General features: G+C 39.7%; 15 protein-coding genes. 8 read left to right on the forward strand and 7 right to left on the reverse strand.

What is annotated here, in order from left to right:
* The 7 genes from AC6F75_RS09650 to tsaB all read left to right on the forward strand — a co-directional run.
* On the forward strand, window positions 1–278 hold a 278-nt coding region (locus tag AC6F75_RS09650), incomplete at its 5' end, for an ATP-binding cassette domain-containing protein (protein WP_500714803.1).
* Window positions 271–1515: an ABC transporter permease gene (locus tag AC6F75_RS09655; protein ID WP_500714805.1), complete on the forward strand. Its 1245-nt coding sequence runs from the start codon at window positions 271–273 to the stop codon at window positions 1513–1515. The genes AC6F75_RS09650 and AC6F75_RS09655, both read left to right, overlap by 8 nt.
* A complete protein-coding gene (locus AC6F75_RS09660) occupies window positions 1508–2782 on the forward strand; it encodes an ABC transporter permease (RefSeq protein ID WP_500714806.1) in 1275 nt (424 codons plus the stop codon). The genes AC6F75_RS09655 and AC6F75_RS09660 overlap by 8 nt, the downstream gene beginning before the upstream one ends.
* 21 nt (window positions 2783–2803) lie before the next feature.
* Complete coding sequence (locus AC6F75_RS09665; protein WP_500714807.1) at window positions 2804–3916, forward strand: efflux RND transporter periplasmic adaptor subunit; 1113 nt, start codon at window positions 2804–2806, stop codon at window positions 3914–3916.
* Window positions 3917–3971: 55 nt separating this feature from the next.
* Window positions 3972–5291, forward strand: a complete 1320-nt coding sequence (locus AC6F75_RS09670; protein WP_500714808.1) for a TolC family protein — start codon at window positions 3972–3974, stop codon at window positions 5289–5291.
* 11 nt (window positions 5292–5302) lie between these two features.
* Window positions 5303–6562, forward strand: coding sequence for an efflux RND transporter periplasmic adaptor subunit (locus tag AC6F75_RS09675; protein WP_500714809.1), 1260 nt, complete (start codon window positions 5303–5305; stop codon window positions 6560–6562).
* A gap of 165 nt (window positions 6563–6727) precedes the next feature.
* Window positions 6728–7387, forward strand: coding sequence for a tRNA (adenosine(37)-N6)-threonylcarbamoyltransferase complex dimerization subunit type 1 TsaB (gene tsaB, locus AC6F75_RS09680; protein WP_500714810.1), 660 nt, complete (start codon window positions 6728–6730; stop codon window positions 7385–7387).
* On the opposite strand, the gene AC6F75_RS09685 is transcribed toward tsaB, so the two are convergent.
* The 7 genes from AC6F75_RS09685 to AC6F75_RS09715 form a co-directional block, all read right to left on the reverse strand.
* The gene (locus AC6F75_RS09685) at window positions 7384–8097 is read right to left on the reverse strand and encodes a hypothetical protein (RefSeq protein ID WP_500714812.1); all 714 of its coding nucleotides are present in this window, start codon (window positions 8095–8097) and stop codon (window positions 7384–7386) included. The genes tsaB and AC6F75_RS09685 overlap by 4 nt on opposite strands.
* A gap of 195 nt (window positions 8098–8292) precedes the next feature.
* The gene (locus AC6F75_RS09690) at window positions 8293–9000 is read right to left on the reverse strand and encodes a hypothetical protein (protein WP_500714813.1); all 708 of its coding nucleotides are present in this window, start codon (window positions 8998–9000) and stop codon (window positions 8293–8295) included.
* A 26-nt stretch (window positions 9001–9026) separates the two neighbouring features.
* Window positions 9027–9863: a mechanosensitive ion channel domain-containing protein gene (locus AC6F75_RS09695; RefSeq protein ID WP_500714815.1), complete on the reverse strand. Its 837-nt coding sequence runs from the start codon at window positions 9861–9863 to the stop codon at window positions 9027–9029.
* Between the two features lie 123 nt (window positions 9864–9986).
* The gene (locus AC6F75_RS09700; RefSeq protein WP_500714816.1) at window positions 9987–10700 is read right to left on the reverse strand and encodes a hypothetical protein; all 714 of its coding nucleotides are present in this window, start codon (window positions 10698–10700) and stop codon (window positions 9987–9989) included.
* Between the two features lie 8 nt (window positions 10701–10708).
* Window positions 10709–12742 (reverse strand): DUF255 domain-containing protein, encoded by a 2034-nt coding sequence (locus AC6F75_RS09705; protein WP_500714817.1) that lies wholly within the window; start codon window positions 12740–12742, stop codon window positions 10709–10711.
* A gap of 65 nt (window positions 12743–12807) precedes the next feature.
* The gene (locus AC6F75_RS09710) at window positions 12808–13008 is read right to left on the reverse strand and encodes a dodecin domain-containing protein (protein ID WP_500714819.1); all 201 of its coding nucleotides are present in this window, start codon (window positions 13006–13008) and stop codon (window positions 12808–12810) included.
* Between the two features lie 40 nt (window positions 13009–13048).
* A complete protein-coding gene (locus AC6F75_RS09715; protein ID WP_500714821.1) occupies window positions 13049–13171 on the reverse strand; it encodes a hypothetical protein in 123 nt (40 codons plus the stop codon).
* A gap of 480 nt (window positions 13172–13651) precedes the next feature.
* On the opposite strand from AC6F75_RS09715, the gene AC6F75_RS09720 reads away from it, so the two are divergent.
* Window positions 13652–15288: Ig-like domain-containing protein (locus AC6F75_RS09720; RefSeq protein ID WP_500714822.1), on the forward strand; the 1637-nt coding region annotated here is incomplete at its 3' end.

A 15288-nucleotide genomic window follows, 5' to 3' on the forward strand; every position in this document is an offset into this window, starting at 1 on the left:
GTGGGCAAAAACAACGTGTGGCCATCGCCCGTGCACTGGCTTCAGACCCCAAAGTATTGCTGGCCGACGAACCCACCGGAGCACTTGACAGTAAAACTTCCTATGAAGTGTTGGAACTCATTCAAGGTATCAATGATGAAGGGAAAACCATTTTAATTGTTACCCACGAAGAGGACATTGCACATATGACCAAACGAATTGTCCACCTGAAAGACGGTGTGATTATCGACGATACCCCCGTACAACAAGTAAGAGCAAAAGCAGAACAGCATGTTTGACCTGGAACGCTGGCAGGAAATCTTTGAAGCCATTCGCAAAAACAAATTGCGAACGTTTCTTACCGGGCTTTCGGTGGCTTCGGGGATATTTATATTGGTCATTCTGCTTGCCATTGGAAAAGGAATGGAAAATGGTGTAGCCGAAGAATTTAAACGCGATGCCGAAAACCGCATCAGCGTATGGACAGGCGTTACCTCACAAGGCTATAAAGGCCTGAATCCCGGAAGGTTCATTCAACTTAAAAATGAAGATTTTGACCAAACAGTACTAAAACATCAGGACCAACTGGAATACAAATCGTCTATGTTCAGGATTTGGTCCGGCCTTACGGTTTATGAAAACGAATCAAACAGCTACCGCATTGAGGGGGTGTTGCCCGATTTTCAGTTTATTGAAAACGCCTCCATGACCATAGGAAGATTTCTCAACTTTTTCGATCATCAAAATTATGAGAAAGTGGCAGTAATTGGTCACAAAGTCTACACCGATTTGTTTAAAGGGAAAAACGCCATTGGTGAATACATAGATATATCGGGCATCAAGTTTAAAGTAGTGGGGATATTTACAGACCCCGGTGGTGAACGTGAAGAATCCAGAATCTACATGCCGCTTTCTACAAGCCAACGGGTATATAATGCCGGTGAAAACATCAGAAACCTTTCATTTACACTCCATAGTACCGGTAATTTTGAGAAAGATGTAGAGGCATCCGAAGAGTTTGTGGCCCAACTCACCAATCAGTTAAAAACCAGGCACACCATTGCACCCACAGACACCCGGGCCGTTACAGTGAACAGCAGTCTTGAAAATGCCAAAAAGTTTTACAGCCTGAACAATATGATCAGTATCTTTTTCTGGGGAGTGGGCATTTGCACTATCATTGCCGGAGTGGTGGGCGTGAGTAACATTATGCTGATTATCGTAAAAGAACGCACCAAGGAAATTGGAATCAGAAAAGCCATTGGAGCAGAACCCTGGTCCATTATTTGGATGATATTGCACGAGTCCATTTTCATCACAGCCATCGCCGGTTTCACCGGATTGATTTTCGGACTCGGACTGCTTGAACTCGTGGGACCAAACATACAGATGAATTATATTTTAAACCCCTCTGTAGACTTTACAACCGCACTAATCACGGTGATTATTTTAATCGTTGCCGGAGCCATTGCCGGATTTTTCCCGGCTTATCGCGCAGCCAGTATAAAACCCATTGAAGCCCTAAACGATGAGTAAACTCTTCAGCAGGGATAGTTGGCAGGAAATCCTGGAAGCCCTCAGTGCAAACTGGTTCAGGACACTGCTCACAGCATTTGGTGTGCTGTGGGGGATATTCATTTTGGTTATTCTGCTTGCCGCCGGAAAAGGTTTGGAAAACGGTGTGAAAAAAGGATTTGAGGGTACAGCCACAAACTCCATGTTTATGTGGTCACAAACCGCCTCAAGGCCTTATAAAGGACTGCCCAGAGGACGACGTTACAATTTCAGGTTAGACGATGTCCAGTCGTTAAAAAACCAAATACCGGATTTGAAATATGTTTCACCAAGAAACCAGCTCGGCGGATTTGGAGGAGCCAATAACGTTGTTCGCGGACTTCAAACCGGAGCCTATAATGTCTATGGAGATTATCCCGAAATCATCGAGCAACAACCCATGGATGTCACCCTGGGAAGATTTATCAATTATGCTGACATTCTCGATAGGCGAAAAGTAGCCGTAATTGGAGAAGCTGTTAAAAATGAACTGTTTGAAATTGGAGAAAACCCCATAGGTGAATACATCAAAATCAATGAAGTCAATTTTATGGTCATTGGCACTTACCGAAGAAAAAGCAACAACAGCGGCAATGTGGAAGAAGGCCAAAAGGAAATATTTGTTCCTTTTACAAGCTTTTCACAAGCATTCAACCGAGGAGATGTAGTGGGCTGGATGGCAATTACTGCTCATGACCATGCATCTATTACTGACATGAAAGAGTCGGTGTTTGAAATTATGAAGTCCCGGCACAACATCCATCCCGATGACGACAGGGCCATTGGTCATTTTGATTTGTATGCAGAATACAGCAAAGTCAACGGTTTGTTTATTGCGCTCAACGCCATAGCTTACTTTATAGGAATTTTGATTTTGCTTTCTGGTATCATAGGCATCAGCAACATTATGCTAATCGTTGTAAAAGAACGCACCAAAGAAATCGGTATCCGAAGGGCTTTGGGGGCAACACCGTGGAACATCCGCTCACAAGTATTGCTGGAATCCATATTTTTAACCATCCTTTCCGGTATGGCCGGAATTGCCATGGCAACCGGATTGCTGGCTGTAGTAAATAAAGTCCTCGAACAAAACCAGTCGCCAGATACCATGTTTGCCAATCCCAGTGTCAATTTGTTTGTAATTGGGGTGGCGCTGACCATATTAGTGCTTTCAGGATTATTGGCCGGGCTCATCCCGGCACAAAATGCCATAAAAGTCAAACCAGTAGACGCTTTAAGAACCGAATAAATATAACTAACTTTTCAAACAATGAAAAAATCAGTCACCATCATCATTCTTTTAGTTATCGTTGTCACCTTCGTGGGGGCACTGTATTACCTGTACCAAAAAAATGCACAAGACCCAACGATTTACACCACAGATTCCCCTGAAACCAAAACCATTGTCAAAAGAACTATGGCCACAGGGAGCATTTTGCCCAGGGATGAGGTGTTAATTAAACCCAACATTTCGGGGATTGTGGAAGAAATATTTATTGAACCCGGTGAACAAATTAAAACAGGTGATTTAATTGCCCGTCTTAGAATTGTGCCCAACCTGACCAATCTGGCGAACACTCAAAACCAGGTGAGTACAGCAAAAATTGCTTTGGACAATCAAAAGCGAAACTTTGAAAGGCAAAAAACACTCTTTGAAAGAGGCGTGATTTCGGCCAATGAATTTGAACAAGCCGAAGTGGCTTATCTTCAAGCTCAACAAACCTATTCTGCAGCTCAGCAAACTTTCGAAATCGTAAAAACCGGAACCACCAGAGGTCTTGGAAGTTCAGCCAATACCGAAATCAGGGCAACTGTTTCCGGAATGGTGCTGGAAGTACCGGTGAAAGTGGGCAACCAGGTGATTGAAAGCAACAACTTCAATGAAGGAACCACCATTGCCGCCATAGCCGATGTGACCAATATGATTTTTGAAGGAAAAGTAGATGAATCTGAAGTAGGCAAAATAAAAGAAGGCCTTCCGCTGGAAATTACTGTGGGTGCGATTGACAATAAAACCTTTGATGCTGTGCTGGACTTTATAGCACCAAAAGGAAACCTTGAAAACGGTGCCATTCAGTTTGAAATCAAAGGAACACTTAAAAACCTCGACTCCACGTTTATCAGGGCCGGATTGAGCGCCAACGCCTCCATCATCCTTGAACGGGCCGATGAGGTTTTGGCGCTCAAAGAAAGTCTGGTCCAATTTGATGGCACGACCCAAAAACCTTTTGTTGAAATTGAAAATGGAAACCAAAATTTTGAAAGAAGGGAAGTGGAATTGGGCATCAGTGATGGAATTTATGTGGAAATCAAAAATGGAATTTCAAAAGACGACAAAATAAAAGTTTGGAACCCCATTGTAACACCTTTTGCAAACCGATAATATTTTTTTGTAACAAATTCAATTTGTTAAAGACATATCAACTGAAATTAAGACAATGAAAAGAATACTAACAACCATAACAGTTTTATTTATCGCCGGAGTCATTTTCGCCCAAGATAAAAAGTGGACATTAGAAGAAGCCGTTGCTTATGCCATTGAAAACAACATCACCATCAAACAATCTGAACTTGATTTAAAACTGGCTGACATTCAGGAAAGGGATGCGTTTTACAGTTTGTTCCCAAATCTCAATGGAAATGCCAGTCTAATCTCAAACTCAGGAAATAACATTATTCCGGGAACAAACGTTGCTCAAAGCTTTACATTCTTGTCATTTCCAATAGGAATACAAAGCAGCGTTACCTTGTTTGACGGCTTGAGAAACATCCGTCAAGTGCAGTATGCAAGAATGGCTCAGGTTGCCGGGCAGTACAATCTGGACAAAATGAAAGATGATATTGCACTTTTTGTGGCCAATGCCTACCTTCAAACCCTTTTCAATAAGGAAAACTTAAAAGTGCTTCAATCACAGAATGAAATCACCAAACAACAATTAAAACAAACCAACGAATTGGTTGATGCCGGAGTAATTCCAAGAGGTGATTTGCTGGAAATCAAAGCCACACTGGCCAATGACGAACAGCGCATTGTGGTTGCTGAAAACCAGATAAGAATTGCATTGATCAACCTGGCTCAAATCTTGCTGATTAAAGACTATGAAAACTTTGACATAGCTGATGATGAATATGAAGTTCCCATTTCAACCATACTTGAACAGCCGGTTTCGTCCATTATAGATAGAGCAAAAGAAACCCGTTTTGAGACCAAAATAGCCGAACAAAATGTTTTAATGGCTGAAAAAGAATTGCAGATTTCAAGAGGAGCATATACGCCTACATTAACGGCTTTTGCCGGTTACAGCACAAGTTGGATTGATAACGACTTTTTAGATCGCTCATTTTCACAACAATTGTCAGACAACGCCGGAACAAGGGTAGGGCTACAACTTCAGGTGCCCATTTTTAATGGATTTGCAGCTCGCAACAATGTAAAACGCAGCTTTATTAATATAGAAAGGGCCAGCCTTCAAAAAGAACAGGCCGAGCTTGATTTGGAGTCAAATGTCTATCAGGCCTACACCGACTTACAAGGGGCTAAAAAAGCCTATGAGTCTGCATTAGTGGCTGAAGATGCACAATCACAAGCCTATGATTATTCCAGGGAACGTTTTGAGGTGGGCATCATCAACTCATTTGAATTTAGCCAGGCGTTGCTGCGCTATGAAAATGCACAATCGGAAGTTTTAAGAACCAAATACGATTACATATTCAAACTAAAATTACTTGAATTGTACTTTGGAATACCATTATACTAATCTTTAGGATTATGACCAAGAAAACAAATATCATCATTGCAGTTATCGTATTATTAATTTTACTGCTTATCGTCGGTAAAAAACAAGGCTGGTTTGGAAAAACAGGAAATTTCAAAGAAGTTGAAATCTCCAAAATAGAACCCATCACCATCATAGAAACTGTTGCAGCTACCGGAAAAATACAACCGGAAACCGAAATCAAAATTTCATCGGAAGTGTCCGGTGAAATCATTGAACTTCCCATCATTGAAGGGCAACAGGTGATGAAAGGGGATTTGCTCGTTAAAATCAACCCCGATTTATACCAGTCTGGTTTACAACGCTCTCAGGCATCACTTCAAAACGTTAGGGCAATGTACAATCAAACTCAAGCCACACTCAATGAGGCGGAATTGAGCTACAACAGAAACAAAACACTTTTTGAAAGAGGAGTAATTTCCAAAGCAGAATGGGACAGGGCAGTAGCGACTTATGAAACTGCAAAAGCTTCAAAAGAATCGGCTTACTTCAACATCCAAAGTGCATTGGCAACAGTCAATGAAGCCCGTGATAACCTGGCCAGGACAACCATTTATGCGCCCATCGACGGAACCATTTCAAAACTGGGCGTTGAACTGGGAGAACGAGTTGTTGGTTCACAACAAATGGCAGGTACTGAAATCCTTAGGGTAGCCAATCTCAACAGTATGGAAGTGGAAGTGGATGTCAATGAAAATGACATTGTAAAAGTCAATATCGGCGACTCTGCCAAAGTGGAGGTGGATGCTTATTTGAGAAGAGAGTTTAAAGGACTGGTGACTTCTATAGCTAATTCCGCGGAAGCTGCGTTAACTGCCGACCAAGTAACCAATTTTAAAGTAAAAGTGAGAATCCTTCCGGAATCTTATGAAGATTTGGTCAAAGACAGACCAGAAAACTTTTCACCATTCAGACCGGGAATGACTGCTACTGTTGACATTATTACGAATAAAAAAGAAAATATACTGGGAGTGCCCATCAGTTCAATTGTGATAAAAACCGATACTTCATCTACCGGCAAACCAACAACACCTTCAAAAGATTTGATAAGTTCAGAACGCTTTGAGTGTATATTCATCAAAAGCGGGGATGAAGCTAAATTGAGAGTGGTAGAAACAGGAATTCAGGACAACCGGTTTATTGAAATTGTAACTGGTTTGGAAGAAGGGGAAGAAGTCATCATCGGGCCCTACAACACAGTGACCAAGTCGCTGAAGGCAGGAGATAAAATTGAAGTAACCAATAAGGACTAAAACAGTTCCTGAGACAATCCCTCAGCGATTGTCTATTCTTTGTGTAAACTTCGTGCCTTAGTGCCTTAGTGGCATTTTTTCCTACGCATATTACTAAATCTAAAATTAAACCCATCTCCTCTAAAATTTTCTTTTACTTTGCACTTCAATGATTGATCAACTGAAATGGCCTGCATTCTTTGTATAGAAACCACAACAACCAACTGCTCTGTAAGTATTGCCCAAGACGGTAAAACAATTGCTTTACTGGAAGAAAACAGGGAAAATTATTCCCATTCAGAAAACTTACACGGGTTTATTTTAAAGGCTCTTGAACAGGCAAAAATATCCAAATCACAACTGGATGCAATTGCCGTAAGTAAGGGGCCGGGTTCATACACCGGTTTACGCATTGGTGTTTCAGCGGCTAAGGGTTTGTGTTTTGCTTTGGATATTCCTTTAATTTCAATTGATACCCTTCACGCATTTGCTTTTCAGGTAACTGAAAACACAGATTATATCATCCCTATGTTGGACGCAAGGAGAATGGAAGTTTATGCTTGTGTTTTCGACAGCAATAAAAATAAGCTGGGAGAGATAAAAGCCGTTATCCTGGATGAAACTTCTTTTTCAGGATACTTGGAAAAAGGCAAAGTGGTTTTTTTGGGAAATGCCAATGAAAAGTTTAAAACCATTTGCAATCACCCCAATGCAGTTTTTATAGACAACAAATTGCCATCTGCAAATGAAATGGTATCTTTGGCTGAGATAAAGTACAAAAAAAGCGACTTTGAGAATGTCGCTTATTTTGAACCGTTTTATTTAAAAGATTTTATTGGGGGTTAAAAGCTGTTGTTGTAGTATTCAATCAAATCAATTAAGTCTTCTTCTTTATTGATGTTTAAGTTGTTTGCGCTTGCGTACTTTCTAAGTTCATTTCTTTTGTCTCCTGCAATGGCTTTAAATTTCCTGTTTTTTGAACCGGTAAGTTCTGAAAACTCACCTTTACTGTTTACGATGTAGAATGTGCTTTCATTAATCAGTCTGTTGGGTATATTTCCGGTCATCATATTGACAGATTTTTGTCCTTCAACAAACTTTTTAGAGTATTTCTTGAAAAGGGTTATTTCATTTCCTTCAAACAGAACGTTGTAATAACCACCGACACCATTTCCGGGTATCACATAGGTAAAAATATCATCTCCGATTTTCACATGAACATCAGGGGCTTTTCTGACCGCATGAACCCTGTCGTCTCTTTCATTGGGGGATTGTTTGATTTGAAATTCGTCGTGTACCGCATTGTAGCGCAAATACACATTTGAGGCAACCACAGCGTTTGAATTTATCAAACTTCCACTTTCAAACTCTTCGTTTAAATAGGGGGTTCCATTGGTGTTTTGACTGTTATATTGGTTGGCCCTGGTGGTGAAATTCTGTAAATCAGGACTGGCATTTGAACCATTTTGTGAATTATGCTCTTGGTATTGTTGTGCAAATTGTGGTGTGGTTAATAAAATTGCTGCTATAACTGCAATTGATTTTAATTTAAGCATTTTGGGAAATAGATTTTATTTGGGTTTTTAAAAGACAAGTGCGAATATAAAAATTTATCTATTGTCACTTGTTAATTTACGGGCATAATATTGTTAAAATTTGAGGTTTAAGGGTTTTTGAAACATAAAGTAAAGGTGTGCAACTCAATGAAACACACCTTTTTATATGCTTAAACTTTTTTAAATGCTTAAACCTTATAAACTATTGTAGTGATTTACGATTTGGATGATGTGATTTTCGTCTTTTATGTCAAGCTTCTTTGTCTTGATATATTCGGATATTTCCCTTTCTTTTCCAATAAAAGCATTGGGGAAATTTCTGGACTTGGATGGAATTTCGACAAAACGACCATCGTACAGGACAATATAGTACACAGGACTGTCAGTAAACTTGGCAGGGACATCTCGGGTCATTGAGGTTGTTGCCTTTTGCCCTGGAGTGTATCTTTTATTGTATTTTTTAAACAAATCGTATCTTTCCCCCCGAAATAGCACTTCAAAGTAGCCGCCCTTTTCAACACCACCCTGATAGGGCACAAATACAAACACTTTGTTGCCAATGCGCACATCCACTTCGGGGCTCTTCATCAAAGCGCTGGATTCAGAATCGGGCGTTTCAAAAGTGGGCTTAAACTCCATTTCATCAACAAGGGCATTGTATCTCAAAGGAACATTGTCTGCAACCATGCTGTTGTTGTGGTAGATTTCACCGGCCAAATACTTGGGGTTTACATAGGGACTTCCTGAATAGTTTAAGGTTTCCAGATTGATGTTTTCATATTTCACTGTTTTATCAAATTGGTATTGAAGTAAATATTGAACTTGTTGTTGCTGTAAAGGCTGCTGGGCCATTGTTTTGGAAATCAATAAAACAGCAAAAAATAATAAGAAAATATTTTTCATAACGAATTAGTTTATAGTAAATATAACTATTTTTTTTCAGCAAAATAATCTAAGTTATAATGATGCACATCTCTCTGTGGGAATGGAATCACTATACCTGCCGCTTCAAGCCTTGATTTGGCTTCCTCAATGATGTAAAAATGGCACGCCCAGAAATCCTCATTCAACGCCCAGAACCTCACGGTTAAATCTACAGAACTGTCTGCCAGGTCAGCAACAAACACCACCGGCTCCGGATCTTCAAGGATGTTTTCCTGTTCTTTCATCAGGTCAACAAGTATTTCTCTAGCTTTCTTGATATCAGAGTTATAAGAAATTCCAATAGTGATTACATCCCTGCGTTTGCCTTCAGAGGTAAAATTAATGATGTTATCATTGGAAAGCTTTCCGTTAGGTATGACAACCAACTGGTTATTTACAGTGACCATTTTGGTGTAAAAAATGGATATTTCCTTAACGGTGCCCATTTGTCCTTGAGCTTCAATAAATTCGCCAATTTTAAAGGGTTTGAAAATCATTAACAAAACCCCGCCGGCAAAATTGGCCAGTGATCCCTGAAGTGCAAGCCCCACAGCCAAACCGGCAGCACCAAGCATGGCAATCAACGAAGTGGTCTCAACTCCAAGTTGTGAAATTACAATTACAAAAAGCAACACTTTAAGGGCCCATCCAATAATATCTAACAGAAACCTTTCAAGTGTGGGTTCAAAGCTCCGTTTTTGAAACAGGCGTTTTGTAAGTCGTTTGATCAGTTTAATTGCCCATAAGCCGGCAAATAAAACAATGATTGAAATTAAAATGTTTGGTAAATAATCGAGTAAGGTCTCACCGTACTTCACTATGTATTCATCCAGTAATTCCATAAGTTTTGTGTAAAATATTTTGGGCCTTTTTCAAAAAAGCAAATTTAACAAAGCAAGATTATTTCGCAAACCTAAGACTTAAACTTGGTAATTCCTTATCAGTATAAAAAGGGGTGTAAGTTATTAAAGGATCTCATTAAAATGCTTCACGATTTTTTTAAGGTCGTTCTCGTTTTTAATGTCCAGCCTGTTGCTTTTTACATACGAATCAATCTCTTTGTTGTGCTCTTTAAAAACTGCAGTAAAACGCCTTCTGTTAGAAGGTAATTCATAGAAAACCCCCCTGCCGTCTATTAAATAAAAAATATCTGTTCGATCAAAGCGGGCGGGTTGGTCTTGTTGGTAATTGGTTTCGGCAAATCGTTTTTCAACATATTTGATTTTGGATTTTTTGTATAAATCAAATTGCTCACCTTCAAAAACTACTTTAAAATAGCCACTTTGGTCTTTATTCGAAAGGTTTTCCACATACACAAAAACACCTGTGCCTATTTTTACAAAAATATCGGGTGTTTTTGACAATACGTTTATGTTTTGCTGATTGGGGTCCTGTGAGGTGTTGATTTCAATTTCATCGGCAAAAATGTTGTAACGCATCGGTATATTTGAAGCCTTGAGTTCGTTGTTTGAATAAATGAAACCGGGTTGAAAATAATTTTCTTCATATGGTGAACCGGTAATGGTTTTCAAGTCTTCATTTGAAATACCATACAGGTCAAAATACTGGTCAACAACAAAAGAGGCATTGAGCATTTTTGAATACGCTGATTCATTGATCTGGCTATAAGAGGATAAGGTCAGGGCTAAACCGAAAAAAAAGAAGAGTGTTGTTTTCATGGTAAATTTTAATATTTGTTTTTAATCAATTGAAGGGAATCATCGATATCCTCAACCGGAAGTTTGCAACTTCCTTTATCACAAACATAAACCTTTGTTTTATTATTTACAAACCTGTTGACTGTTAAAGGAAGATTTTCTTTTGAAATACTGCCTGCATAAAGGGCGTTGGGGATGTATTGAAGGTTGAGTTGCCCTTTTTTTTCCAAAGCGTCTTTACCCACAACAACAATTTCATAAAAAGGATGTGTGTAATTCATCATCAAATCCAGCCAGTTTGAACAACCGGGAGGATAATGTTCAATTTCAGGCAGTACGTTTTTAAGCATTTGCCGGGATGTTTCGAGGTAATGTTTTTCGTTATAAAAAGTGCCCAGCCAAAATAAATTTTTGGCCATGATCGAATTTGAAGCCGGGATGACATTGTCCCGCACCTCTAAAGTTTTTGAAATCAATTGTTCTTTACCGGATGCCGAAAAGAAAAACATGCCGGATTTGTCATCAAAAAAGTGATTAAAACAAGAGCCTGTCAGTTTTTTTGCAAATTGAACCCATTTTTTGTCAAAAGTATTTTCATAAAGTGATATAAAAGACGAAATCAAGTGTGCATAGTCTTCCAGAAAGGCATCAATGGCCACTTTGCCATTGGTACTGCTTCGTAGTAGTTTTTTTTGACCAACCCAGAGAGTGTCACAAATATACGCTGCATTTTTAAGTGCATTTTCAAGAAATTCAGGTTCCCGGAAGGCTTTGTGGGCATCTGCATAACCTTTGATCATCATACCGTTCCAGGAAGTAATGATTTTATTGTCCAGTCTTGGCCGGTTTTTGGTCGCCCGCTGATTGTGTAGTGCTTTTTTCCAATGGGCCTTTTTGATTTCCAAATCTGAAACAGACAAATGGTGTTTTTTGCAAAACTCGGCATCAGTTTGAGTCCGGATAAGGACATAATGGCCATTTTCCCATTTTCCGAAATCGTTCACATTGTAATATTCTGAAAATAAGTCAAAGTCAGTGCTTAGTTCTTCATGCAATTCCTTTTTTGTGAAAACATAATAAGCTCCTTCTTCAAGAACGCCATAGGTGTTGATGCTGTCAGCATCTAAGGCACAGTAAAACCCTCCGGTAGGGTGGGAGAGTTCGCGATTGATAAACTTCAGTGTTTCATAAACCACTTCTTTGTATAAAGGATTTTTATTTAACAAAAAGGCATCGCTGTACAAGCTCACAAGCTGTGCGTTGTCATAAAGCATTTTTTCAAAATGGGGCACATGCCAGCGCTCATCCACCGAATATCTTGAAAAGCCGCCATTGATGTGATCAAAAATGCCGCCATAAGCCATTTTGGTCAAACTTAGGTTGACATAATCCATCAAATCATTGTCGTTGTTTTGATAGGCATACCGCATCAAAAAATGCAAATTGTTGGGCATCATAAATTTGGGGGCACGTTTTGTGCCGCCGTATTCAAGATCAAATTGTCGGCTCCAGTAGTTGAGGTGTTGCGGGTACTCAAAATGGTTAAAATCAACCTCAGAAGTGTTTTTTGAAACCACATCCATGGTCTTGATGCCCTGCCCGAGTTTATCGGCATATTCAGTCAAGGTTTCAGGTTGGGTTTTGTGAAGTTTTTGCAGTTGTAACAGTACATCCATCCATGGGTCTTTTTTGACAAAAGTGGCCCCCCAGACAGGTCTTCCGTCAGGCAAAGCAACAATATTTAAAGGCCAACCGCCGGCCCCGGTCATCAATTGCAGGGCGTTCATATACACCTGATCCACATCGGGACGTTCTTCGCGGTCAATTTTTATGTTGATGAAGTGTTGGTTCATTACCCCGGCCACCAGCTCCTTTTCAAAACATTCGTGCTCCATCACGTGGCACCAGTGGCAGGTAGAATAGCCAATACTGATGAGCAGCAGTTTGTTTTCGTCCCGTGCTTTTTGCAACACATCACTGCTCCATGGAAACCAGTTTACGGGATTGTGTGCATGCTGAAGCAGGTATGGACTTGTTTCATGTATGAGGGAATTAGTATGCATATGGCTTTAGTTAATAAAAAAAGCAACACAAATAAGTGTTGCTTAAAATACAAAATGTATTCGGTTTAATTTACTTCAAAAGTGATTTTTGCATTCACCCTGTAGGATGTAATGTGGTTGTTTTCCACAACGGCACTTTGCTCATTGATATAAACAGAACGAATATTTTTTACACTTTTTGAAGCATGGATGACCGCTTTTTGAGTGGCATCTTCCCATCCTTTTTCTGAGCTGGTTAAAATTTCAATGACTTTTAGAACTGACATAATATTTTGATTTTTAAGGTTAAACGAACCTAAAGGTACATTATTCATTAAAGATAAACGAGTTGTTGACGTTAAAGGTTTGTGAAGAAGTAATTTTACCCATAGAAGTCTCAACATTGAGGGCTTTTTCGTTTAACATATCTTTGAGGAGGGTGGGGGACATGAATTGAAAAATTATTCAATATCAGGGTAGAAGATTTTGGTTTTTTTTCAAGAATTGGCCCCACGTTTATTCACTTCCTTGGCTTCTTCGATGTACTTCCTAACGAGTTCCAGTTTTTCAAAGCTCATTTTCTGTGGCTCCACAAGAAACAATTTTTGTGTTCGAAACAGCACAAATGTATGGGAAATGAAATACATTAATTTTTTGTATATTTGGGTTGGAAGTATTTCTTGCCCGAATGTTAAATGTGAACATTTTGGGAATGATTTTCGTAAATTTATAAAACACAAAAGGAAAAAATCGATATATTTGACATCTATACAACATATTAACATTCAGTGTGCGCATTTTTTGCACATAAAGTGTTTGTAGATTAATTATTTTAAAGGGAAAGGGGGTTTTTCGTATTAAAAGATGTTTTTAATATGTGGGAATGACTCTTTTTTTTCTTTATAGTGTATTTAATTAAACGGCCTGACAATGAAAAAAATTACTTTAATATTATTCTTAGCCCTTACTCCATTACTGTTTTTTGGACAGCAATGCCCTGATCCAATTGCAGATGAAGTGCAGTATTTTTGCAGCGGGTCATCACCGACACTGAATGACCTGGATGTTACACCAATGTCGCCTACGGCTATCCTTACTTGGTATGCTGATGCTGCAGGAACATCGCCGCTCTTGCCGACAGACCCCATTGTAAGCGGAACGACTTATTATGTAGGCCAAGAAGACCCTCCCGCTTGTACAGAAAGTGATTTGGTGCCGGTTACGGCATACATACAATCCTTGCACTTAAATGTTGACCCCCAATCCTGTATCAATCTGGGCAACAATGTTTTTTTGGTAGATCCTACAGATACTGTTGAGATAAACTTATTAGATATAAACGGAAATCCCATCGCCGGGATGTGGTCGCCCACAGGAAACCCCGGTGGAGCACCTTTGTATATTGATCAGGGATTAACAACCCCTCATTTTGCACTTCCATTCAATACAGTTTATTTTGGAAGTGGTGTAAATCCGAATCACCCACAAGTTCAGCCCAATCAGGTATATAATTTTACGGTAAGTGCAGGTGCCGGTGTTTGTCCGGCGGTGAATCCTCCAATGCCCTTTACTATTTTAACAGGGGCATTTATTTATGACGAATATTGTTTTGGCGATACAATCACCACTCTGGCAGATTTGGGGGTGCCGGGTGCCAACATTACCTGGTACAGCGATGCTGCGGGAACCATTGTGATACCGGAGACCACCGTTGTGGAAGGCAACACAACTTATTATGCCGGTTTTGGCGACCCGGCCTGTCCTGATTTATTGCCGGTAATTGTGCGATATAAAGTTGGGCCTCCTATGGGAGAAGACAGCCAACAATTTTGTACATCTGCCACCTGGGCAAGTGTGGGGATAAGTAATCCTGACGACACCTTAGGTGATTTAAACATTTGCGGGTCCAACCTTACTTGGTATGATGCCACGGGTACAACTGTTTTACCTCCCAATACAGTGTTGGTTAATGGCACCACTTATTTGGTGACCCAAACCATAACCATAAATGGCTGTGAAAGCGAGCCTCTGGAAGTTGTTGTTACAGAACGGGAATGTGCCTGTATTAAAAATGCCAATTTTCAAAATCAAAACGGGACGGGAAACCTGGATGGTTATACTTTTAGAAGTCAAACTTTTACTTTTACAAACTCTCCTGTTCCTTGGTTTTGTAATGTAGATGGAAATGTTGGCACACTATTAACACCCGGTCCTGTAAACAGTATGGCAAGTAATGCGGTATTGGTGACTCCAGGTCTAGACCCTACACTTTTGCCTGGAATTGAGTTGTCGAGAACAAATCCAAATTCTTCTTGCTCCACTTCCGCAATTAGATTGAACAGGAATTCTGTTGGCCCGGCCAAGAGAACCACTATGAGTAAACAAATAATAGCAGGCGAAATATTTTCTTTTAGTTTTGCAATGGTATTGCAAAATCCATCAGGTCATAATGATGATCAGCAACCTTTTTTCCAAATTAAAATTTTTGATGGGAATAACAATTTATTGGAATCCCGCTGTATTGTTTCTGATACAAATGATTGTATTTTTAGACAGGACCCAAGTAC

Source organism: Planktosalinus sp., assembly GCF_059864935.1.

Excerpts from the sequence above, each read along its gene's own strand:
- AC6F75_RS09685 (WP_500714812.1), bottom strand. The coding sequence starts at position 8,097 with ATGCTTAAATTAAAATCAATTGCAGTTATAGCAGCAATTTTATTAACC.
- AC6F75_RS09695 (WP_500714815.1), bottom strand. The coding sequence starts at position 9,863 with ATGGAATTACTGGATGAATACATAGTGAAGTACGGTGAGACCTTACTC.
- AC6F75_RS09670 (WP_500714808.1), top strand. The coding sequence starts at position 3,972 with ATGAAAAGAATACTAACAACCATAACAGTTTTATTTATCGCCGGAGTC.
- AC6F75_RS09710 (WP_500714819.1), bottom strand. The coding sequence starts at position 13,008 with ATGTCAGTTCTAAAAGTCATTGAAATTTTAACCAGCTCAGAAAAAGGA.
- AC6F75_RS09705 (WP_500714817.1), bottom strand. The coding sequence starts at position 12,742 with ATGCATACTAATTCCCTCATACATGAAACAAGTCCATACCTGCTTCAG.
- AC6F75_RS09660 (WP_500714806.1), top strand. The coding sequence starts at position 1,508 with ATGAGTAAACTCTTCAGCAGGGATAGTTGGCAGGAAATCCTGGAAGCC.
- AC6F75_RS09655 (WP_500714805.1), top strand. The coding sequence starts at position 271 with ATGTTTGACCTGGAACGCTGGCAGGAAATCTTTGAAGCCATTCGCAAA.
- tsaB (WP_500714810.1), top strand. The coding sequence starts at position 6,728 with ATGGCCTGCATTCTTTGTATAGAAACCACAACAACCAACTGCTCTGTA.
- AC6F75_RS09690 (WP_500714813.1), bottom strand. The coding sequence starts at position 9,000 with ATGAAAAATATTTTCTTATTATTTTTTGCTGTTTTATTGATTTCCAAA.
- AC6F75_RS09700 (WP_500714816.1), bottom strand. The coding sequence starts at position 10,700 with ATGAAAACAACACTCTTCTTTTTTTTCGGTTTAGCCCTGACCTTATCC.
- AC6F75_RS09665 (WP_500714807.1), top strand. The coding sequence starts at position 2,804 with ATGAAAAAATCAGTCACCATCATCATTCTTTTAGTTATCGTTGTCACC.
- AC6F75_RS09715 (WP_500714821.1), bottom strand. The coding sequence starts at position 13,171 with ATGTCCCCCACCCTCCTCAAAGATATGTTAAACGAAAAAGCCCTCAAT.
- AC6F75_RS09675 (WP_500714809.1), top strand. The coding sequence starts at position 5,303 with ATGACCAAGAAAACAAATATCATCATTGCAGTTATCGTATTATTAATT.